The following is a 22,291-nucleotide window of genomic DNA, read 5'->3' on the forward strand; positions in this document are numbered from 1 at the left end:
AGGTTTTTTTTTGCCGCCAACCGGTGTCCGATAACGAACTGATACACAGTTTTCCTGTTATCCGGACCGCGCTTTCTTTATAACTGCTGGCTTAGCCCCTTTTCTTTATTTTGCGCAGCGGAACGCCATGCCCCGGATTAAAAAACTACTGGGAAAAGACCAGATAAAAGCCCCCTTTAACCCTTTCCGATTCCGGCTGATCTGCCTGGGTGTGATGACCTGTCTGGTGGTGCTGCTGGCGCGCGTCGCGGACCTGCAGTTCCTGAATCAGCCGATGCTGGAACACGAAGCGGATCAGCGATCGCTGCGAACCGTCACGCTGCCTACCAGTCGCGGCACCCTGCTGGATCGTAACGGCGAAGCCCTGGCGCTCAGCGTGCCGTCGCGCGATGTGATCGCCGATCCGCAGCGCGTGCTGGAGAGCAACCCCGATTTTACCAGTGCCAAATGGGCCTATCTTGCCGCGGCGCTCAACACCCGTCCCGAAGTGCTGGCCGCGCAGATCACCGCCAACCCGAAACGCCGCTTTCTCTACCTGGGGCGCAAAATCGAACTGGGGATCGCCAAAGATATTAAAGAGCTGAAGCTGAAGGGGATCAGCGAAGTCTATGATGACAGCCGCTTCTATCCGATGAGCGAAGCCTCTGCGCCGCTGATCGGCATCGTCGGGGCCGATAACGTCGGTCTGAACGGGCTGGAAAAAGGCTTTGATAAGGTGCTGCAGGGCGAGCCGGGCAAAGAGGTCTATCGTCAGGATGCGGCGGGCAACATTATCTCGATGATTAACTATCAGCCGCCAACGCAGCCGCCAACGGTGCAGCTCAGCATCGACAAATACGATCAGTACACCCTCTACAGCAAACTGCGCGACGGCGTACTGCTCAACAAAGCGGATTCCGGCGCCGCCGTGCTGGTGAAGATCGACACCGGCGAGATTCTGGCGATGGCCTCCTATCCGTCGTTCAACCCCAACAACTATGAAGGGGCCACGCCGGCGCAGATGCGTAACTCGGCCATTAACGACAGCTACGAACCGGGGTCGACCGTCAAGCCGTTAGTGGTCATGGAGGCGCTTGAGCGCCATCTGGTGCGGCCCGACTCGGTGATCGACACCACGCCTTATCGGGTTAACGGGCACCTGATCCGCGACGTCGGCCACTGGCCACGCCTGACCATGACCGGCATCCTGCAGAAGTCGAGTGACATCGGCGTCTCGCATATGGCGCTGGCGATGCCCGCCGAAGCGCTGGTCAACACCTACCATGCGTTCGGACTGGGTAAACCAACCGGCTTAGGCCTGACCGGCGAAAGTGTGGGCTACTTCCCGCTGCATCGCGCCCGCTGGGCCGATATCGAACGCGCCACCTTCTCGTTCGGGTATGGTCTGCGCGTCACGCCGCTGCAGATTGCCCGTGAATATGCCACGCTCGGCTCCTATGGTGTCTACCGTCCGCTGTCGATCACCCGCGTGACGCCGCCGGTTCTGGGCAAACAGGTCGCGAATCCGGAAACGGTCAAAGAGGTGGTGCATATGCTGGAGAGCGACGTGCTGCCGGGCGGCACCGGGGTGAAGGCGGCGGTGCCGGGCTACCGGCTGGCAACCAAAACCGGTACGGCGGAAAAGATGGGCACCAGCGGCAAATATGATGGCGGCTACGTCAACTACACCGCCGGTCTCGCGCCCGCCAGTCATCCTGAAGTGGCGCTGGTGGTGATGATTAACCATCCGACGGCGGGCGATCACTTCGGTGGCTCGGTGGCCGCACCGGTGTTCGGCAACATTATGGGGCCGGTGCTGAAGCACATGAACATCGCGCCGGACGCAATCTACAGCAAGCCGGTCACCGGCGCTTCAGATAAATCCTAGACAAATCAGAGTGTAAGCGCGGGGTGGCTAATTTTCACACCTCGTTGCACTTCCCCGAATTCGGTTGCGTTTTCACGCTGTCACCGCAGGGCAATTCAGTGCGACGATAGCGATCCCAGAGGTATTGATGGGTGTGAAAACAACACCGCTTCGGCGGTGAGACCCTGTTATTACACCAACCCACGCAGAAGCGTGGGTTTTTTTTGCCTGCATGCGGCCAGGGAGAGCGTAAAAACGCCTGCTAATCCTCATCGTTCTTAACGAAACCCTGACAGTTTGCCAATGGAAAGGCGCGTCACCTTTCACGGATAATAGCTCCCCTGAAATCGGGCAGTTCACGCTTCACTGCCGTTTCTCCATGCCGCATTCCGCACATTCCGGGATTTCTTTTTTGCTTAGCTGAAGAGTTTAACGATGACTCACTTTTCTCGCCCGGCGCGTACTTCTGGGCTTAAGTGGCTGCTTTTGTTGCTGGTGGCCACGATAGTGGCTGGCATTCTCTGGCGTCTGCTCTTATCGGGTTCCGGGAATAAACCGGGTGCGCACGGCACGATGGGGGGAGGTGCAACCCTGGTCCACAGCGGGGTTGCCAGTACGGCCGATGTGCCCGTGTGGCTGGATGCGCTGGGCACGGTGATCCCCAGCGCCAGCGTGACGGTCACCAGCCGCGTTGATGGCCAGCTTGAGCAGATTTTTTTTACCGAAGGGCAGAAGGTCAGCGCCGGACAGCTGCTGGCCCAGATCGACCCGCGCAGCTTTGAGGCAACGCTTAACCAGTATCAGGGTGAACTCAGCGAAAACCAGGCGCTGCTGAAAAGCGCCGAGCTGACGCTCGCGCGCTACCGCAAACTGGCGGCACAGGATGCGCTGGCGCGCCAGGATCTCGACAGTCAGATCGCCACCGTCGGACAGTATCGCGGCGCGGTCGCCGCCGATCAGGCACAGATCGCCAGTGCCAGGCTGAGCATTGAATATGCCCGGATTACCGCCCCGATTAGCGGGCGCGTCGGTCTGCGTCAGGTCGATCCCGGCAACATGGTGCAGAGCTCCAGCAGCACCGGTCTGGTGACCATCACTCAGATGCAGCCCGCCGCCGTCACCTTCAGCGTGCCACAAAGCAACCTCCCGGCGCTGGTCAGCGTGCTGCATCAGGGGCAGAGCCTGCCCGCCACGCTGTTCGATCAGGACAACCAGCACCAGCTCGCCAGCGGCGAAGTAAAGTTCATCAGCAACCAGATCGACACGGCTACCGGCACCGTGGCGCTGAAAGCGGTGTTTGCCAACCAGGATGAAGCGCTGTTTGCTAACCAGTTTGTGAATATCAGGCTGCAGACCCGGATGCTCAAAGGCGCAACGGTGATCCCGGCGCAGGCGCTGCAGTTGAGCAGCGACGGCAGCTTTGTCTTTGTGATCAATCAGGATCACACCGTCACGCGCAAAGCGGTCACCACCGGCCCCGCGTTCGGCGACGACCAGCAGGCGATCCTCAGCGGCGTCTCGCCGGGGGATCGGCTGGTGACTGAAGGGATCGATCGTCTGACCAGCGGCAGTCAGGTCACGCTGGCCGATGAGACGCCTGCTACCGGTGCTGTGTCAAAATGAACCCGTCTCGCCTGTTTATTCTGCGTCCGGTCGCCACCATTCTGCTGATGGTCGGCGTGCTGATTGCGGGCATCTTTGCCTATAAATTCCTGTCGACCTCGGCGCTGCCGCAGGTCGACTATCCGACTATTCAGGTCACTACGCTCTATCCGGGTGCCAGCCCGGATGTGATGGCGTCATCGGTCACCTCACCGCTGGAGCGCCAGTTAGGGCAGATGGCGGGTCTGAGCCAGATGAGTTCCACCAGCGCCAGCGGCTCGTCGATCATTACCCTGAAGTTCAGCCTCGATCTGTCGCTGGATGTCGCCGAGCAGGAGGTACAGGCGGCCATCAACGCGGCAAATAACCTGCTGCCCGACGATCTGCCCAATCCGCCGACCTACAAAAAGGTTAATCCGGCGGATAGCGCGGTGGTGACGCTGGCAGCCAGCTCCGGCACGCTGCCGCTGACCGAGGTGCAGGACCTGGTGAATACCCGGGTGGCGCTGAAACTGTCGCAGATTTCCGGCGTCGGAATGGTGACGCTGGCGGGCGGTCATCAGCCCGCCATTCGGGTGCAGATGAATCCGCAGGCGCTGGCGGCGCATCATCTGACACTGGAGGCGGTGAATACGCTGATCGGCAATAGCAACGTCAATGGCTCTAAAGGCGGCTTTGATGGCAAATATCATTCGGTCACCATCGACGCTAACGATCAGCTGCGTACCGCCGAAGAGTACGGCAACCTGATCCTCACTTATGAGAACGGTGCGGCGCTGCGCCTGAAAGATATCGCCCATATCGAACAGGGGCCAGAGAACAGCTTCCAGTCTGCATGGGCTAACAACCAGCCTGCGATTGTCATCAGCGTGCAGCGCCAGCCGGGTGCGAACGTGATTCAGGTGGTGGACAACATCAAGGCACAGCTCCCCGCACTGCAGGCCGCGCTGCCGGACGGGGTGAAGATGACGATTCTCTCTGACCGCACCCAGACCATTCGCGCCTCAATCAGCGACGTACAGTTTGAGCTGATGCTGTCGATTGCGCTGGTGGTGATGGTGACCTTCCTGTTCCTGCGCAACGTGGCCGCCACGCTGATCCCCAGCGTGGCGGTGCCGCTGTCGCTGGTCGGCACCTTTGGCGTGATGTATCTGGCGGGCTTCAGCCTGAATAATCTGTCGCTGATGGCGCTGACCATTGCTACCGGTTTTGTCATTGATGACGCCATCGTGGTGGTGGAGAACATTTCGCGCAGGCTGGAGCAGGGCGAGTCGCCGATGGAGGCGGCGCTGAAAGGCTCACAGCAGATTGGCTTCACCATCATCTCGCTGACCTTTTCACTGATTGCGGTGCTGATCCCGCTGCTGTTTATGGGCGATGTGGTCGGGCGGCTGTTCCGGGAGTTTGCGATTACGCTGGCGGTGGCGATCCTGGCGTCAATGGGGGTGTCGCTGACGCTGACCCCGATGCTGTGCGCGTATCTGCTGCGCCACATTCCGCCAGAGCAGCAGTCTACCTTTGCCCGCAAGGGCGGCGCGCTGTTCGACCGGCTGGTGCGCGGCTATGACCGGCTGCTGATCGTGGTGCTCAATCACCAGAAACTGACGCTGCTGGTGGCGCTGGCGACCTTCGGGCTGACGGCGCTGCTCTATCTGATGGTGCCGAAGGGTTTCTTCCCGACCCAGGATACCGGGCTGATTCAGGGCGTCACCGTCGCCTCACAGGATGTCTCATTTAACGCGATGGCTGAGCGGCAGCAGGCGCTCTCAGCACTGATCCTGAAAAATCCGGCGGTAGAGAGTGTCTCATCGACCATCGGTATCGACGGTACCAACACCAGCCTCAACAGCGGCCGGTTGCAGATTAACCTTAAGCCATTTGGCTCCCGCGATTTCAGCGCCAGCGAGGTGATCAGCCAGCTGAACCAGGCGACCGCCAGCGTGCCGGGTATCCGGCTCTATCTGCAGCCTGCGCAGGATCTCACCGTCAACGACCAGGTCTCGCCGAGTCAGTATCAGTTCACCCTGGACGACGCTGACAGTGAAAATCTGGTCAGCGCATCGCCGAAACTGGTGGCGGCATTGCAGCAGCGGCCCGAGTTTAATGGCGTGGTAAGTAACCTGCAGGATCAGGGGCGCGTCTCTTACGTGGAGCTGAACCGGGACAAAGCGGCGCGCTTCGGCATTACCGCATCGGACGTGGACACGGCGCTCTATAACGCCTTTGGTCAGCGTCTGGTTTCGACCATTTTTACCCAGTCGAATCAGTATCGGGTAGTGCTGGAAGTGGCGCCGGCCTTCCAGCAAGGGCCGGCGTCGTTTGATGATGTTTATCTGCAGCCGTCCACCAGCAGCAGTTCCACGTCGTCATCCAGCAGCACGACGTCATCAATCACCACATCCTCATCCTCAGCCACGGAGAGCACCACGTCCGGCAGCGGCATGGTAAAACTCACCGCTATCGCCACAATTCATCAGCGTACCGGATCACTGATGCACATGCGGCTGAATCAGTTCCCGGCGGTGATGATCTCCTTCAACCTGAATCCAGGCTACTCGCTGGAGGATGGCCAGCGGGCAATCGCCGACGTGCGGCAGCAGCTGCAGCTGCCGGAGAGCACCACGCTGCGTTACCAGGGCGAAACGTCGGCATTCCAGAGCGCCACCGGCAACACGCTGTGGCTGATTCTGGCGGCGCTGATCACCATGTATGTGGTGCTCGGCATCCTCTACGAAAGCTTTATCCATCCGGTCACGATTCTCTCTACGCTGCCGTCGGCGGCGGTGGGCGCGCTGCTGACACTGTTGCTGGCGGGCACGGAGTTCAGCCTGATTGCGCTGATTGGCGTCATCCTGCTGATCGGCATCGTGAAAAAGAACGCCATTATGATGATCGATTTCGCGCTGGAGGCGGAACATCAGCAGCACCTCAGCGCGCGTGAGGCGATTCATCAGGCCTGCCTGCTGCGCTTCCGCCCGATTCTGATGACGACGATGGCGGCGCTGCTCGGCGCGCTGCCGCTGATGCTCGCCTCCGGCTCGGGTGCCGAGCTGCGACAGCCGCTGGGGCTGGTGATTGTCGGCGGGCTGATTGTCAGTCAGGTGCTGACGCTTTTCTCTACGCCGGTCATCTACCTCTGGTTTGACGGGCTGGCGCAGCGCGGCAACGCCTGGGTGAAACGCCGTCAGCAGCAGGCGCGGAGCGGGCAATGAACCTGACACGGCTATTTATCTTTCGTCCCGTGGCGACGCTGCTGCTGACGCTGGCGATCCTGCTGCTCGGTGCGCTGGGTTACCGGCTGCTGCCGGTGGCACCGCTGCCGCAGGTCGATTTCCCGACTATCATGGTCAGCGCCAGCCTGGCGGGGGCCAGCCCGGAGACCATGGCGGCCACCGTCGCGACCCCGCTGGAGCGTTCACTCGGGCAGATTGCCGGTATCAGCGAGATGACCTCCAGCAGCTCGCAGGGCTCCAGCAGCATCATCCTGCAGTTTGAGCTGGACCGCGATATCAATGGCGCGGCGCGCGACGTGCAGGCGGCGATCAACGCGGCGCGCAGCCTGCTGCCGAGCGCCATGGCCTCGCTGCCGACTTATCGCAAAGCTAACCCCTCAGACGCGCCGATTGTGATGCTGGCGCTGACCTCTGCGACCCGCACGCCCGGCGAGCTTTACGATCTGGCGGAGAGCAAAATCGAACAGGCGATGGGGCAGGTACAGGGCGTCGGCGAAGTGTCGCTGATGGGCAGCGCCTTACCCGCGGTGCGGATTGATCTGCAGCCGCTGAAGCTGACCCACTACGGCATCTCGCTGGAGACGGTGCGTGCCGCCGTCGCCGACAGCACCACCAATCTGCCCAAAGGGATCTTACAGGGCAGTGACCAGTCGTGGCTGGTGGACAGCAACGGCCAGCTGGAGAAGGCCGCCAGCTACCGCGATCTGATCATCACCTGGCAGCAGGGCAAAGCGGTGCGGCTGCGTGACGTCGCCACGGTCTATGACTCGGTGGAAGATCGCTATCAGGCGGGATTCCTTAATGCCACGCCTGCGGTGATGATCGGCATTAAACGTCAGGCGGGCGCCAACATGCTCGAAACCATCGACGCAATAAAAGCGCAGCTGCCGCTGCTGGAAAAGAGCCTGCCCGCTGACAGCCAGCTGAAGGTGGTCGTTGACCGCTCACCGGGCGTGCGCGCCTCGCTGTATGACACCGAAGAGACGCTGCTGATCGCGGTATTGCTGGTCATCGCGGTGGTGTTTATTTTCCTGCGCAATCTGCAGGCGGTGATCATTCCGGCACTGGCGCTGCCAGTGTCGCTGATCGGCACCTGTGCGGTGATGTACCTGCTGGGATACAGCCTGGATAACCTGTCGCTGATGGCGCTGATTATCGCCACCGGCTTCGTGGTGGATGATGCGATTGTGGTGCTGGAGAACATCACCCGTCACATTGAGCGCGGGCTGAGTCCGCTGCGGGCGGCGCTGCGCGGGGCGCAGGAGGTGAGTTTTACCGTGCTGTCGATGACCGTATCGCTGATCGCGGTGTTTATCCCGATTCTGCTGATGGGCAGCATTGTCGGGCGGCTGTTCCGCGAATTTGCTGTCACACTCACGGTGTCGCTGCTGATCTCGCTGTTTGTCTCGCTCAGCCTGACGCCGATGCTCTGCGCGCGCCTGCTGAAACCGAAGCCGCCCGTCAGCCAGCGGCCGCATCCGCTTTATCAGTTTATTGAAAACCAGCTGAACCGCCTGCTGGCCGCCTACGGACGCGGGCTGGCCTGGGTGATGCGCCATCAGAAACTGACGCTGCTCAGCCTGCTGCTGACCGTGCTGCTCAATGTTTTCCTGTTCACCGTAGTGCAGAAGGGCTTTTTCCCGAATCAGGACACCGGGCTGCTGATGGGCGCGCTGCGTGCCGATCAGAACATTTCGTTTCAGGCGATGAAGCCAAAAATGCTGATGTTCACCAAAATCATTCAGGAAGATCCGGCGGTTGAGAGCGTAATGTCGTCGATGGGCAGCGGGATGTTTGGCTCCCGTAACAGCGCCAACTTCTTTGTGCGGCTGAAGGACTTTGACCAGCGTGATGCCACGGCCAGCGAAGTGGCCAACCGGCTGACGCGCAAAACCAGCCACATCGCCGGGGCACAGATGTTCCTGATGGCGGCGCAGGATCTGCACATTGGCGGACGCAGTGCTAACGCGACTTATCAGTACAGCCTGCAGGCGGACGATCTTGATCTGCTGCGGGTCTGGACGCCGAAAGTACAGGCGGCGCTGGCGGCAATCCCCCAGCTCAACAGTGTGGACTCGGACTCGCAGACTGGCGGTCAGGAGGTGGAGCTGACCATTGATCGTGACCGCGCCACACGGCTGGGTGTCAATGTGAAAATGCTCGATACGCTGCTGAACAATGCGTTCAGTCAGCGACAGATTGCCACGCTCTACCACACCCTGAATCAGTATCACGTGGTGATGTCGCAGCAGGATAGCGACACCGCCAATCCGGAGACGCTGCAGCAACTCTATGTGATTAACGACAGCGGTGACCGCGTGCCGCTCTCCGCCTTTGCCCGCTTCAGCGGCGGCAATGCGCCGCTGTCGGTGGCGCATCAGGGCCAGTCCGCCACCAGTACCGTAGCATTCAACCTCAATGAGGGCGTCTCGCTGGAGCAGGCGCAGTTACTCATTAAACAGGCGATGGCGAAGCTGGGCCTGCCGTCAACCATTCACGCCGGTTTTGCCGGTACCGCCGCTGCCTTTTCCCAGCTGACCGCCACCATGCCGTGGCTGATTCTGGCAGCGCTGGCGGCGGTCTATATCGTGCTCGGCGTGCTCTACGAGAGCTACATCCATCCGCTGACCATTCTTTCAACCCTGCCGTCCGCGGGCGTCGGCGCGCTGTTACTGCTGCTGCTGACCAACACGCAGCTCACGGTGATCGCGCTGATTGGCATCATCCTGCTAATCGGCATTGTGAAAAAGAACGCCATCATGATGATCGATTTTGCTATCGACGCGGAACGGCAGCAGGGTATGTCGCCGCAGCAGGCGATCACCCAGGCGTGTCTGATGCGCTTCCGTCCGATCATGATGACGACGCTGGCCGCCTTCTTCGGCGCGTTGCCGCTGGCGCTGGGCAGCGGCGGTGATGCCGATCTGCGCAGTCCACTGGGGATCGCCATCGCGGGCGGACTGGCGCTCAGCCAGCTGCTGACGCTGTTTACTACCCCGGTGGTTTATCTGTGGCTCGATCGTCTGGGTCGTGCCACTCAACGTCAATGGCGTCGTCTGCGCCATGCGGAAACCTGACCATGAAACCTTTTATGCCGTTTATTGTGCTGCTGCTGGCTGGCTGTAGCGTGGGTCCCGACTATCAACGTCCGGCGGTGGCGATGCCGGTTCACTATAAAGAGGCCCGGGGCTGGCAGCAGGCGACGCCGCTGGATGCGCAAAGCAAAGGCAAATGGTGGTCGGTCTACCATGACGCCACGCTAGACGGGCTGCTGAGCCAGGTGAGCGTATCGAATCAGAACGTGGCGACTTATGCCGCGCAGTACCGGCAGGCGCAGGCGCTGGCGGCGGAGTCTCGCGCAGCGCTGTTTCCTTCGCTGGGCTATGACGGCAGCGTGACGCGCAGCGGCAGCCATGCCACTGGCAGTAGCGTTCGCACCACCAGCAGCAGCCATCAGGCGGCGCTGAGTGCCAGCTGGGAACTGGATCTGTGGGGCAAACTGCGGCGCACGCTGGAGGAGGATCGCGCCAGCGCCTCGGCCAGCGCAGCAGAGCTGGCCAATATTACCCTGAGCGCCCAGTCTGAGCTGGCACAGGACTATTTCCAGCTGCGCATCATGGATCAGAAAATCGCGTGCTATCAGCAGAGCGTTGACGCCTATCAGCGCTACCTGAACGTCATTAACAGCCAGTATCAGGCGGGCACCGCATCGCGTGCGACTCTGGCTCAGGCGCAGTTGCAACTGGAGAGCGCCAGCGCCTCGGCGCAGGATTATCAGTGGCAGCGCGCGCAGATGGAACACGCCATTGCGCTACTGGTCGGCAAAGCCCCCGCTGACTTTACGCTGACCGCCGCGCCGCTGACCGCCACGCTGCCCGCGATTCCGGCAGCCCTGCCGGGCGAGCTGTTGCAGCGCCGTCCTGACATCGCATACGCCGAACGCAATATGGCCGCCGCCAATGCCGCCGTGGGGGTAGCGGTGGCTGGTTACTATCCCGACCTGACCCTGAGCGCCAGCGGGGGCGTCAGCGCTTCGGTGCTGCATTCGCTGTTCTCGCTGCCAAACCGCGTCTGGTCACTGGGGCCAGAGCTGAGCGGCACGCTGTTTGACGCGGGCGCGACCTCTGCCAGGGTCGATCAGGCGCGGGCAGCCTGGGATGCCAGCGTCGCGACCTATCGTCAGACAGTGCTGGCCGCGATGCAGGAGGTGGAAGATAAGCTGGTAGAGCTGAACACGCTACAGGGCGAGGTTGCCGCGCAGCAGCGTGCCACCGACGCGGCGCAGACCTCGGCGCGGGTGACGCGTCTGCAGTATGAGGCGGGCATGATTAACTACCTGGATGTGGCGACCACAGAGAACAGCAGCCTGAGTGCCCAGCAGAGTTTGCTGACGCTGCAGAGCACGCAGTGGGTCAGCAGTGTGGCGCTGATTGCCGCCCTTGGCGGCGGCTGGCAGGCACCCTGATGCGGTGTCGGTGTGGCGATAATTCTGTTGTCGAACTGCCTCAAATCCTGCATCGTGAGGGCCTATTTTTCCCCGATGCTAAGGAGCCGGCATGGTTTTCACACTCTTGCGCCTCATCTTCCGCCTGTTATGGCGGGTCGAACTGCGTGGCGACGTCGCCGAACTGCATAAACAGAAGGTATTGATCACGCCGAACCATATGTCGTTTCTCGACGGCATATTGCTGGCGCTATTTTTGCCGGTCAGACCGGTCTTCGCCATCTACTCGACCATCGGCGAAAGCTGGTTTATGCGCCTGGTCAGGCCGTTTATCGACTTTGTGCCGCTGGACCCGACCCGGCCGATGGCGCTGAAGCAGCTGGTGCGGCTGATCGACAGTGGCCGTCCGGTGGTGATCTTCCCGGAAGGGCGGATTACCGTCACCGGCTCGCTGATGAAGATCTACAGCGGGGCGGGCTTTGTCGCGGCCCGCTCGGGTGCGAACGTGGTGCCGATGCGGATTGAAGGCGCAGAGTTCACGCCGTTTGGTCGCCTGGCGGGCGTGTTCAAACGCCGCCTGTTCCCGCGCATCACCCTCTCTGTGCTGCCCGCCACCCGCATTCCGATGCCGGAGGCGAAACGGGCGCGCGACCGGCGTATGCTGGCCGGGGAGCATCTGCACCATATCATGATGGAAGCGCGCATGGCGGTGCGTCCGCGTGAAACCCTGTTTGAGGCGCTGCTCTCCGCCCGGACCCGCTACGGCGCGTTTAAGCGCTGCATCGAAGATGTCAGTTTCAAACCTGACAGCTACAACGCACTGCTGAAAAAGTCGCTGGGCGTGGGCCGGATTCTGGAGCGCTACAGTCAGCCGCGTGAAGTGGTGGGACTGCTGCTGCCGAATACCACCGTGACGGCCGCAGCGATTTTCGGTGCCTCACTGCGTGGTCGCGTTCCGGCGATGCTTAACTACACCGCAGGCGTGAACGGCATGCGGGCGGCGCTGACCGCCGCGCAGATTAAAACGGTCTTCACCTCGCGGCAGTTCCTGGAGAAAGGTAACCTGTGGCATCTGCCGCAGGGGCTCGGTGAGGTGCAGTGGATCTATCTGGAAGATCTGAAAGAGACGGTGACCGCGAAAGATAAACTCTGGATCGTCGCGCACCTGCTGATGCCGCGCCGCGCCCAGCTGCCGCAGCAGCCGGAAGATGCCGCGATGGTGCTGTTTACCTCCGGCTCGGAGGGCAATCCTAAAGGGGTGGTGCATTCGCATAAAAGCCTGCTGGCGAACGTCGAACAGATCCGCACCGTGGCGGACTTCACGCCGCGCGATCGCTTTATGTCGGCGCTGCCGCTGTTTCATGCCTTTGGCCTGACCGTCGGCCTGTTTACGCCGCTGATGACCGGCGCGCAGGTCTTTCTCTACCCCAGCCCGCTGCACTATCGCATCGTGCCGGAGCTGGTCTATGACCGCAACTGCACCGTGCTGTTTGGCACCTCCACCTTCCTGGGCAACTATGCGCGCTTTGCCGCGCCGTACGATTTTGCCCGCCTGCGCTATGTGGTGGCGGGGGCCGAGAAGCTGCAGGAGAACACCCGCCAGCTCTATATGGAGAAGTACGGCATCCGCATCCTTGAAGGCTATGGCGTCACCGAGTGTGCGCCGGTAGTCGCCATCAACGTGCCGATGGCGACGAAGGCGCACACCGTCGGACGGATTCTGCCGGGCATGGATTCACGGCTGATGTCGGTGCCGGGCATCGAGAACGGCGGACGGCTGCAGCTGCGCGGGCCAAACGTGATGAAGGGCTATCTGCGCGTCGAAAACCCTGGCGTACTCGAAGCGCCGGTCGCCGACGATGGTGAAGGCAATATGGAGGCGGGCTGGTATGACACCGGCGATATCGTCAGCTTCGATGAAGGCGGTTTCTGCCAGATTCAGGGCCGTGCCAAACGCTTTGCCAAGATTGCCGGTGAGATGGTGTCGCTGGAGATCGTTGAGCAGATCGCCCTGAAAGCGTCGCCGGACAAACAGCACGCCGCCTCACTGCGTCCCGATGGGCAGCGCGGCGAAGCGCTGGTGCTCTTCACCACCGACGCTGAACTGGCGCGCGACACGCTGCAGAAAGCGGCACGCGAGCTGGGCGCGCCGGATCTGGCGCTGCCGCGCGACATCCGGGTGGTGAAACAGCTGCCGCAGCTGGGCAGCGGCAAACCTGACTATGTAACGCTGAAAAAGATGGCGGAAGAGGAGCAGACATGAGCCCTGATCGCACTGCACCGTTGATGTCACGCGGCATGATCGCCGTGATTGTCGCCCAGTTCTTTTCCGCCTTCGGCGATAACGCGCTGCTGTTTGCCACGCTGGCGCTGCTGAAAAGCCAGTTCTATCCCGACTGGAGCCAGCCGATCCTGCAGATGCTCTTTGTCGCGGCCTACATTCTGCTGGCGCCTTTTGTCGGTCAGGTGGCGGACAGCATGGCAAAAGGGCGGGTGATGATGCTCGCCAACAGCCTGAAGCTGCTGGGGGCGCTGACCATCTGCTTCGGCTTCAATCCGTTCATCGGCTATACCCTGGTCGGCGCGGGGGCGGCCGCCTATTCCCCGGCCAAATATGGCATCCTGGGTGAGATTACCCACGGCGAGAAGCTGGTCAAAGCCAATGGGCTGATGGAGGGCTCGACCATCGCCGCCATTCTGCTCGGCTCGGTGGCGGGCGGAATGCTGGCGGACTGGCATCTGCTGGCGGCGCTGGGGATCTGTGCGCTCACCTACGGTATTGCGGTCGCCGCGAACCTCTTTATCCCGAAACTGCAGGCGGCGCGGCCAGGCCAGAGCTGGCGGCCGGGCGTCATGGTGCGCCGCTTTTTCGATGCCGTTGGGCTGCTGTGGCGCGACGCAGAGACGCGCTTCTCGCTGCTCGGCACCAGCCTCTTCTGGGGCGCTGGCGTGACATTGCGTTTCCTGCTGGTGCTGTGGGTGCCGGTGGCGCTGGGCATCAGCGACAACACCACCCCCACCACCCTGAATGCGATGGTGGCGATCGGAATTGTGCTGGGAGCGGCGGCGGCGGCGAAGCTGGTGACGCTGGAGACGGTGCGCCGCTGCATGCCCGCGGGCGTCCTGATTGGCGTGATGGTCGTCATCTTCTCGCTGCAGCATTCGCTGGTCAGCGCCTATCTCCTGCTGATGCTGATTGGCGCGCTGGGCGGTTTCTTTGTGGTGCCGCTGAACGCGCTGCTGCAGGCGCGGGGCAAAGAGAGCGTCGGTTCCGGCAACGCGATTGCGGTGCAGAATCTCGGTGAGAACAGCGCGATGCTGGTGATGCTGGGGCTCTATACGCTGGCGATAAAGGCGGGTGCGCCTGCTGTCGCAACGGGCGTCGGGTTTGGCGTACTGTTTGCGCTGGCGATAGCCGTACTGTGGCTGTGGCGACCGGCTAAGCGTTAAGCGCGTCACCGCCTCTCTCCGGCCTGCGCGGCGGAGAGAGGCGGATGGACGAATCAGCGACGGACCGCGATCGCTTCGATTTCAATCTTCACATCTTTTGGCAGACGCGCCACTTCGACACAGGAACGCGCCGGGAAGTGTGCGTCATGCTCGGTGAAAAACGCCTCGTAGGTGGCGTTGACCGTGGCAAAATCATTCAGGTCCTTCACGAACACCGTGGTTTTCACGATATCGCCCACCTTCAGGCCCGCCGCTTCCACAATCGCCTTCACATTCTCCAGCGACTGACGCGCCTGTGCGGCAATGTCATCCGCCACCTGGCCGGTCACCGGATCAACCGGGATCTGACCTGAGGTGATGATCATGCTGCCCAGATCGACACCCTGAACATAGGGACCGATCGCGGCAGGGGCTTTCTCAGTACTGATTTCACGGGACATCATGGCTCCTTTAATTATGTCGTCAGGCGGCGGTGCCGCCGGTGTTGCCCATTATAAGGTCGGGCAGGGCGATTACCAGTGACCCAGCACCACGTGGCGGGCGAACTCTTTTTCGCAATATTTGCATTTGAGATGCACATCGTCGGCGCGCTGCTTCACGGCAAAACTGGAGAAGACCGGCTCGCTGCGGCTGATGCAGTTGCTGTTGGGACAGGTCAGCACCCGCTCGATGCGATCCGGCAGCGTCGGGGCGATCTTGGCCACCACCTCATAGTCGTCGATGCGGTTAACCGTGGCATCGGGCGCATAGACCGCCAGCTGATTGATCTGATCGTCGGTGAGAAAGGTGTTTTCAATCTTGATCAGATCTTTGCGGCCCATCTCGCCCGACGGCAGATTCAGGCCGATGGTGATGCGCTGGTCGGTTTCGGTCAGCCGGAACAGAGAGAGCAGCTTAAAGCCGATCTGTGCCGGAATGTGGTCGATGACCGTGCCGCGTTTGATCGCTTCGACCTGCAATTTGTTGTCCTGCGTCATGATGAGATCTCCTTACAGGGCGAGTTCGCTGTTTAAAACCAGTGCCAGCAGAGCCTGGCGTGCATAGATGCCGTTACCCGCCTGCTGGAAATACCAGGCGTAAGGGGTGCTGTCGACATCGGTGGTGATTTCGTCGATGCGCGGCAGCGGGTGCAGCACTTTCATTTTGTCACGCGCCGTGGCGAGATCGGCGGCGCGGAGGATGAACTGCGCTTTGACGTTGGCATATTCAGACGGATCGAGCCGCTCTTTCTGCACCCGCGTCATGTAAAGAATATCGAGCTGCGGCATGACCTCTTCAAAGCTGTCGTGACGTGACCAGGGGATACTCTTCTCGTCCAGCATGTCGGTGATATAGGCGGGCATCGCCAGCGCATCGGGCGCGATAAAGAAGAAGCGGTTGCCATCAAACTTCGCCAGCGCCTGGGTCAGGGAGTGCACGGTGCGGCCATATTTCAGATCCCCCACCATCGCCACGTTCAGGTTATTCAGGCGGCTCTGGGTCTCCTGGATGGTGAAGAGGTCGAGCAGGGTCTGGGTCGGATGCTGGTTGGCCCCGTCACCGGCGTTCAGAATCGGGATGCCGCCGGAAAACTCCGTCGCCAGCCGCGCCGCGCCCTCCTGCGGATGACGCATCACAATCGCATCCACATAGGTGCCGATGACGGAAATGGTGTCGGCCAGGGTTTCGCCTTTTTTGCCCAGTGACGTGTTGCTGCCGTCAGCAAAGCCCACCGCTGAGGCACCCAGACGGTGAATCGCGGTTTCAAACGACAGGCGGGTGCGGGTCGAGGCCTCAAAGAAGCAGCTGGCAATCACCTTGTGCTTCAGCAGTTCCGGCTGCGGATGGGCTTTCAGCTGAGCGGCGGTGTGCAGCGCCAGCTCCAGCTCTTCACGACTGAGGTCGTTAATTGAAATGATGTGCTTGCGGTATAGCGGGTTAGCCATAACTCTCTCCTCTGCGCGGCCGGATTGCGGACAAAAAAAAGCCCCTGCTTAAGGGGCTTTTTTAAGATCGGGTCGATGACCGAAAGAAACAGCAGCACCGCCTGCGGTCAGGCGTGATGGCGCGTCAAATTGTCCGCTGTGCTGTCGCATATTTCCTCCGGCAAATTGGGGCGCATTATACCCGTTCGCGGTGGCGCAGCAAGGGAAAACGTTTGCGCTGCGGAGAGGGCCGGGGCGACAGGCGGGCGACAACCTGTGGCGTCAGCCCGCCTGCCGCCGGACGATCAGCGCTGGCCCAGCGTGGCCACCATCACCGCTTTGATGGTGTGCATCCGGTTCTCGGCCTGGTCGAAGACAATGCTGTGCGCCGACTCAAACACCTCGTTGCTCACCTCCATACCGTTAGGCAGATCGTACTGTTCCGCCATCTGCTGACCCAGCGTGGTCTGATCGTCATGGAAAGCGGGCAGACAGTGCAGGAATTTCACCTGCGGGTTGCCGGTCAGATCGAGCATCGCCCGGTTAACCTGATAGTCACGCAGCAGGGCGATACGCTCTGCCCAGACCTCTTTGGCTTCGCCCATCGACACCCAGACATCGGTGTAGATGAAGTCTGCGCCTTTGACGCCGTCGGCAATGTTGTCGGTGAGGGTGATAGTACCGCCGGTCTGACGGGCGACCTCACGGCACTCTGCCACCAGTTGCGCCTCGGGCCAGCAGCTTTCCGGGGCTACCAGGCGCAGATCCAGTCCGGTCAGCGCCGCCGCTTCCAGCATCGTATTACCCATGTTGTTGCGTGCGTCACCGACATAGACCAGCGTCATGTCGCTGAGTTTTTTGCCCGGCAGGTGCTCCTGCATGGTCAGCAGGTCGGCCAGCAGCTGGGTCGGGTGAAATTCGTCTGTCAGGCCGTTCCAGACCGGCACACCGGCATGTTCCGCCAGCGTTTCAACCAGCGTCTGACCGTAACCGCGATACTGGATGCCATCGTACATCCGGCCCAGCACCCGCGCCGTGTCGCGCATCGACTCTTTATGGCCGATCTGGCTGCCACTCGGGCCGAGATAAGTGACGTTAGCACCCTGATCGTAAGCGGCAACTTCGAAAGAGCATCGGGTACGGGTCGAGTCTTTTTCGAAGATGAGCGCGATGTTTTTGCCTTTCAGGTACTGCACTTCGCTGGCGCTTTTTTTCGCCTGCTTTAATTCAGCGGAAAGGGTAAGCAGGTGATCCATTTCGGCGGGGGTAAAATCCAGAAGCCTGAGGAAATGGCGCTGATACAGCTGACTCATACAACACTCCGGTAATCATTAAAGTGAATTAAAATTCAATCTAACCGTATGAATATGCATTTTCAAGAGCGGGTGCCAATAAACTTGTCGTTTTGTGTAGTGGCGCGACAGGCAGTGTGGGAAAATAGCGGTTTATTGCCGAACTCAGAGAGGAACATCGTTATGGCATATGAAGCATTGCTGGAAGAGCAGCGTGAAGAGACGCGGCAGATTATCGAAGAACTGCTGGAGGATGGCAGCGATCCCGATGCGCTCTATACCATCGAGCACCATCTCTCATGCAATAATTTTGATTCGCTGGAAAAAGCGGCCGTTGACGCCTTTAAGCTGGGTTATGAAGTGACCGAGCCGGAAGAGCTGGAGCTGGAAGATGGCACGACCGTCATGTGCGTTGACATCCTCAGCGAATCGGCGCTGAAAGCAGAACTGATCGATGTGCAGGTTGAGCAGCTGGTTAACCTGGTCGGTAAATACAACGTCGATTATGACGGCTGGGGCACCTATTTCGAAGATCCCGATGCCGAAGAGGAAGATGACGACGCTATCGACGATGAAGATGATGATGGTGTTCGCCACTAAGTCGCCCGGGCGGAGCCCTCTCCGCCTCTTACCTTCTCCTGCTCTGTTCTGACATCATGAATTACGCACCGCTACTCGAACCAATCTGTCAGTTTCTGCACTGCCGCACGCCGCAAGCCTGGATTGATGAGGCGCGCAAGCCGGAAAACCTGACCCTGCTGCTGACCGACCATCTGGTGTGCGAACTGAAAGCCGCGCAGACCGCGGTATGGTTAATCCGTAAGTATGTTGCCGACAAGCCGAGCGGCGAGGCGATTCTCGCCTGGCTGAAACCCTATGAAGACTTCATCTTCCGCGAAGATGGCGACAGCGACTTTATCAATGCCCATAAAAATCTGACCAAACGCATCATCGTGCGCAATGCGCTGCCCTGGGCCGATGAGCTGGTGGAAAAGATGGTGCTGCTGATTAAAGAGGAGCTGCATCACTTCTATCAGGTGTGGGAGATTATGCAGTCACGCGGACTGGTCTATCAGAAGATCACCTCCAGCCGCTATGCAAAATCTCTGCTGCGTGAGGTGATCACCCATGAGCCGGAAACGCTGGTGGATAAGCTGATTTGCGGCGCTTACATTGAGGCGCGATCCTGCGAACGTTTTGCCAGTCTGGCTCCCTGGCTGGATGATGAGCTGGCGAAGTTCTATCTGTCGCTTCTCCGCTCCGAGGCGCGCCACTATCAGGATTACCTGACGCTGGCTGCGCAGATCGCGGCAAAAGATATCGCGCCACGGGTGCAGGCGATTGGCCGGGTCGAGGCGAAGCTGATTAGCGAGCCGGACACGGAGCTGCGTTTTCACAGCGGCGTACCCGCCTGGTGAATCCCTGAGGGCACCCTGATCGGGGTGTCTCTTTTTCTGATTGGGTGATCGCGTTTATATTTCCTGCGTGGCGCTGTTTTAAATAACGCGCTGTGTAACGCTTTATTTTAAATCACGCTGGCAGACAAAGATATTTTGTGCCACCTATCACATAACGGCTTTTTTACGCTGACTTTCCGCCCTTAAATAAATATAGTCCCGGAGTCAGTGCGGGATTGTTATTTTTTTAAGCAAAACCCGACTCGCTGCCCTTTTTAACAGAGGGCAGTGGGTCGGGTTTTTTTATGGGTTAACGGCACCAGGTCACCCTTATTGTCATGGGGTGACGGATTTTTAATATCGCCAGGTGAAGGACTTCATAATGAAAGGAAAACGTTATTCTCTGTTATTTGTTTCGCTATTTTTGACCCTTTGCTGGGGAAATGTTAATGCGTCCGGCATTCAGACCTCCTCCGGATTATGGCGTGACGCTGCGCTCGATCTCAGACTGCGCAACCACTGGAAGTATCTCAAGGAGAACGAAGCGCAGCCCACTGCGGTTCACAACGCCTGGGGCCAGGCCGCGACGTTCGATTTTCGTTCCGGTTATCAGTGGGACCTGCTCGGGTTTGATGCGACCTATACCCGCGCCGTACGCCTGGGCGCCAGCGACTACTTCTCCACGCGCGGTCTGCTCTATGACAGCGGCGGGAACATGGAAAAGCGGAATGCGCACGGCTTCAGCAAATTCAGTCAGCGCTATCTTAAGCTGAAGCTCGGCAACCGCGCGCTGCGGTTCGAGGGTAAGGCGGGCTGGCAGGAACTGAAAAATATCGGTGTGCTGACGACCACGGATCGCCTGTCGCGCAACAGCTATGCCGGCTACAGCGGTGCAGTGACGTGGCAGAATGCCCGGCTGGATCTTGCCATGGTTAACAAAGCCATACGGCACGACTCGGGTAAAACGCTGGCGCTGCAAACCCAGGCCCGGCAAAAAATCGACGCCATTTACACCGCGGCGCTGAGCTACAAAGATAGCGGTCACGCGCTGGCCTATGCGTTTGGTGAGGCCGAACGCTATCAGCGCCGTCATGTCATTGAGGCAGGCTATTCCCTCTCGCCACACTGGTCACTGGCTTCGCAGATCTATGGCAGCCAGGCGCTGGAAAAGTATAAAAGTATGCCCGCCAGCAAAAGAACCTTTGATCACCAGGCATGGCACTATGTCGGGGAGGCCATCTGGAAGCAGGGCGCCTGGACGCAGAGGCTGGCTGCTGGCTGGACCTCCGCCCCTAAAAAGCAGGCGGTGGGCTATTATGCCCGACCCCTGACTAAAAATACCCGGGGACGTTTCACTTCACTGACCTCCGCGGGCAAAGATTATATGCGTGACAGAGAGCTGGCGCTGGTCTCTCTGAGTCAGTATGAAATCACAAAGGGGATCAGCAGTGGAATACAGCTTAATTATGGTCAGTTCCATTATCATAATAATCTTGTACGAACTGGCGAGGTTTCATTAATTAATCAGTTCAGTAATCAGCATCCCTCCTTTAAAAATCTGACGCTGTTTACGCTGACCGGTTATGGCTGGTCATATAAAAACAGTAAAGAGACTCCGCGCCTGAATAGTCAGGGAAAAGTTCAGCGCTCCCGCAGTTTATCCGCCGAAGTGGTCATTCAATATAAATTCAATCTTTTTTAACCCGGAGAGTAAAATGAAAACGAAACTGAAAACCCTGATGTTAATTGCCCTCATCTCCGTCAGCACTGCCGGCTCCGCCTGGGCCGCGGATGTGATGCTCTATGTGACCCGGCATGGCAAGACCATGTTTAACACGGTGCATCGCGCTCAGGGATGGGCCGATACGCCGCTGACCGCTTCCGGCGCCGCGGTTGCAGAGCAACTGGGACGGGGTTTACAGCCGTTGCCCTTCGTCGCGGCCTGGTCCAGCGATTCGGGTCGGGCGAGAGAAACCGCGCAGCTGGTGATGAAGAACTGGAAAAATCCGCCTGTACTGAAAGAGATGAAAGGGCTGCGCGAGGTGGGATTTGGCCTTTATGAAGGCGATCTGGATAAAAATCTGATTACCGCTGCCGCTCTTCAGGCGGGTTATCCCTCCGACACGGCGCTGCTGGAGGCATTCAGCGCCGGTAAAATTCAGATGGACAGGATGATCGATGCGATTCATGAGGCGGAAGCCGCAGGCACGCCATCGCTGCCAGGGATTAAATCCTCCGGCCAGGCCGAAACCTATCAGCAGGTAGCTAAGCGCATGGTGGAGAGTATTACGGCAATCGCGAAGCAGGCGCAGCAGCAGGGCGGAGGCAATGTGCTGGTGGTCAGTCACGGTATGGCTATCACCACGCTGCTGCAGGCGCTGGGCGATACTTCGTTACGCGAGCAGCTTAAGAATGCCAGCGTGACGCTGCTGCGCTACACCGATAACGGGCAGTTCAAAATCGAGTCCATCAACGATATGCGTTACGTGGAGCGCGGCTTATAAGGTCTTCAGCATGCGCACTTCGCAATCCACATGGCCGGTGCAGCCCATCGCGCCCTCGATGTGCGCAAAGCCCAGCGACTCATAGAGTCTGATGGCGCGGGTCAGGCTGGCGGTGGTTTCAAGGTAGCAGCGACGGAAGCCGTGGCTGCGTGCATGATCCATCGCCCGCAGTGCCAGCTCGCGCGCCAGGCCCTGGCCGCGCACCACGGGCAGGAAGTACATTTTCTGCAGTTCGCAGATGTCTGGCGCACTGCAGGCGAGAGGCGCCACGCCTCCGCCGCCCACCACCTTGCCCTGATACTCAACAATCCAGTAGGCGCTCTGATCGGCACTGTAGAGCTCAAACAGCTGGTCGAGCTGGGGATCGGAGACGGTATAGCCCTTGTCAGCCGTCAGCCCAAATTCCGCCGAAACAACGCGGATGACATGAGCGATATGCGGATTATCGGCGGCAGTAATCGGCCGCACCTGGAGGTGTTGAGAGTCAGAAATCATGTTGGGGTTGGGTTATGCGAATCGGTTAGACATTTACCAGAAGTAACATTATCGTCATCTAAAAGCAATATTACTGATAATCCTCAGACGCTTTTAATGCCATTTACATTTCTGACTACGATGC

Annotated in this window: 16 protein-coding genes; 11 read left to right on the plus strand and 5 right to left on the minus strand. The window is 59.8% G+C overall.

All coding sequences use genetic code 11. From position 1 onward, the window contains the following. Positions 1-127: 127 nt before the first annotated feature. The 7 genes from AC1V0D_RS11895 to lplT all read left to right on the plus strand — a co-directional run bounded on the left by AC1V0D_RS11895 (position 128) and on the right by lplT (position 14,575). Positions 128-1,867 carry a penicillin-binding transpeptidase domain-containing protein gene (locus AC1V0D_RS11895; RefSeq protein ID WP_009092384.1) on the plus strand — a complete coding sequence of 580 codons (1,740 nt, stop codon included), beginning with the start codon at positions 128-130 and terminating at the stop codon, positions 1,865-1,867. A gap of 414 nt (positions 1,868-2,281) precedes the next feature. Next, positions 2,282-3,469 carry an efflux RND transporter periplasmic adaptor subunit gene (locus AC1V0D_RS11900; protein ID WP_336793824.1) on the plus strand — a complete coding sequence of 396 codons (1,188 nt, stop codon included), beginning with the start codon at positions 2,282-2,284 and terminating at the stop codon, positions 3,467-3,469. Then, positions 3,466-6,660 carry an efflux RND transporter permease subunit gene (locus AC1V0D_RS11905; protein WP_482907456.1) on the plus strand — a complete coding sequence of 1,065 codons (3,195 nt, stop codon included), beginning with the start codon at positions 3,466-3,468 and terminating at the stop codon, positions 6,658-6,660. Before AC1V0D_RS11900 ends, AC1V0D_RS11905 begins: the two co-directional genes overlap by 4 nt. Then, positions 6,657-9,758 (plus strand): efflux RND transporter permease subunit, encoded by a 3,102-nt coding sequence (locus AC1V0D_RS11910; RefSeq protein WP_482907457.1) that lies wholly within the window; start codon positions 6,657-6,659, stop codon positions 9,756-9,758. Before AC1V0D_RS11905 ends, AC1V0D_RS11910 begins: the two co-directional genes overlap by 4 nt. Positions 9,759-9,760: 2 nt before the next feature. Further along, positions 9,761-11,146, plus strand: coding sequence for an efflux transporter outer membrane subunit (locus AC1V0D_RS11915; RefSeq protein ID WP_482907458.1), 1,386 nt, complete (start codon positions 9,761-9,763; stop codon positions 11,144-11,146). Positions 11,147-11,237: 91 nt separating this feature from the next. Then, on the plus strand, positions 11,238-13,388 hold the full coding sequence (gene aas, locus AC1V0D_RS11920; RefSeq protein ID WP_482907459.1) for a bifunctional acyl-ACP--phospholipid O-acyltransferase/long-chain-fatty-acid--ACP ligase: 2,151 nt from the start codon (positions 11,238-11,240) through the stop codon (positions 13,386-13,388). After that, positions 13,385-14,575: a lysophospholipid transporter LplT gene (lplT, locus tag AC1V0D_RS11925; protein ID WP_046101105.1), complete on the plus strand. Its 1,191-nt coding sequence runs from the start codon at positions 13,385-13,387 to the stop codon at positions 14,573-14,575. Before aas ends, lplT begins: the two co-directional genes overlap by 4 nt. Before the next feature lie 53 nt (positions 14,576-14,628). Here the strand turns inward: lplT and ridA are convergent, their stop codons facing one another. The 4 genes from ridA to argF form a co-directional block, all read right to left on the minus strand. Further along, entirely contained in the window at positions 14,629-15,015 is a 387-nt protein-coding gene (ridA, locus tag AC1V0D_RS11930) for a 2-iminobutanoate/2-iminopropanoate deaminase (RefSeq protein WP_058957616.1), read from the minus strand. A gap of 72 nt (positions 15,016-15,087) precedes the next feature. After that, positions 15,088-15,552, minus strand: a complete 465-nt coding sequence (gene pyrI, locus AC1V0D_RS11935) for an aspartate carbamoyltransferase regulatory subunit (protein ID WP_009092371.1) — start codon at positions 15,550-15,552, stop codon at positions 15,088-15,090. A gap of 12 nt (positions 15,553-15,564) precedes the next feature. Further along, a complete protein-coding gene (pyrB, locus tag AC1V0D_RS11940) occupies positions 15,565-16,500 on the minus strand; it encodes an aspartate carbamoyltransferase (RefSeq protein WP_482907460.1) in 936 nt (311 codons plus the stop codon). A gap of 284 nt (positions 16,501-16,784) precedes the next feature. After that, positions 16,785-17,792 (minus strand): ornithine carbamoyltransferase, encoded by a 1,008-nt coding sequence (argF, locus tag AC1V0D_RS11945; protein WP_482907461.1) that lies wholly within the window; start codon positions 17,790-17,792, stop codon positions 16,785-16,787. A 162-nt stretch (positions 17,793-17,954) separates the two neighbouring features. On the opposite strand from argF, the gene rraB reads away from it, so the two are divergent. The 4 genes from rraB (at position 17,955) to AC1V0D_RS11965 (ending at position 21,672) form a co-directional block, all read left to right on the plus strand. Continuing rightward, positions 17,955-18,371, plus strand: a complete 417-nt coding sequence (rraB, locus tag AC1V0D_RS11950) for a ribonuclease E inhibitor RraB (RefSeq protein ID WP_009092365.1) — start codon at positions 17,955-17,957, stop codon at positions 18,369-18,371. Between the two features lie 56 nt (positions 18,372-18,427). Continuing rightward, positions 18,428-19,189: a tRNA isopentenyl-2-thiomethyl-A-37 hydroxylase MiaE gene (miaE, locus tag AC1V0D_RS11955; RefSeq protein WP_009092364.1), complete on the plus strand. Its 762-nt coding sequence runs from the start codon at positions 18,428-18,430 to the stop codon at positions 19,187-19,189. Positions 19,190-19,550: 361 nt separating this feature from the next. Further along, a complete protein-coding gene (locus AC1V0D_RS11960; RefSeq protein ID WP_482907462.1) occupies positions 19,551-20,870 on the plus strand; it encodes a hypothetical protein in 1,320 nt (439 codons plus the stop codon). Between the two features lie 13 nt (positions 20,871-20,883). After that, positions 20,884-21,672 (plus strand): histidine phosphatase family protein, encoded by a 789-nt coding sequence (locus tag AC1V0D_RS11965; protein ID WP_140028782.1) that lies wholly within the window; start codon positions 20,884-20,886, stop codon positions 21,670-21,672. Here AC1V0D_RS11965 and AC1V0D_RS11970 read toward each other — a convergent pair. After that, the gene (locus tag AC1V0D_RS11970; protein WP_046101110.1) at positions 21,667-22,167 is read right to left on the minus strand and encodes a GNAT family N-acetyltransferase; all 501 of its coding nucleotides are present in this window, start codon (positions 22,165-22,167) and stop codon (positions 21,667-21,669) included. The genes AC1V0D_RS11965 and AC1V0D_RS11970 overlap by 6 nt on opposite strands. Positions 22,168-22,291 lie beyond the last annotated feature (124 nt).

This window comes from Pantoea sp. PA1 (genome assembly GCF_056856975.1).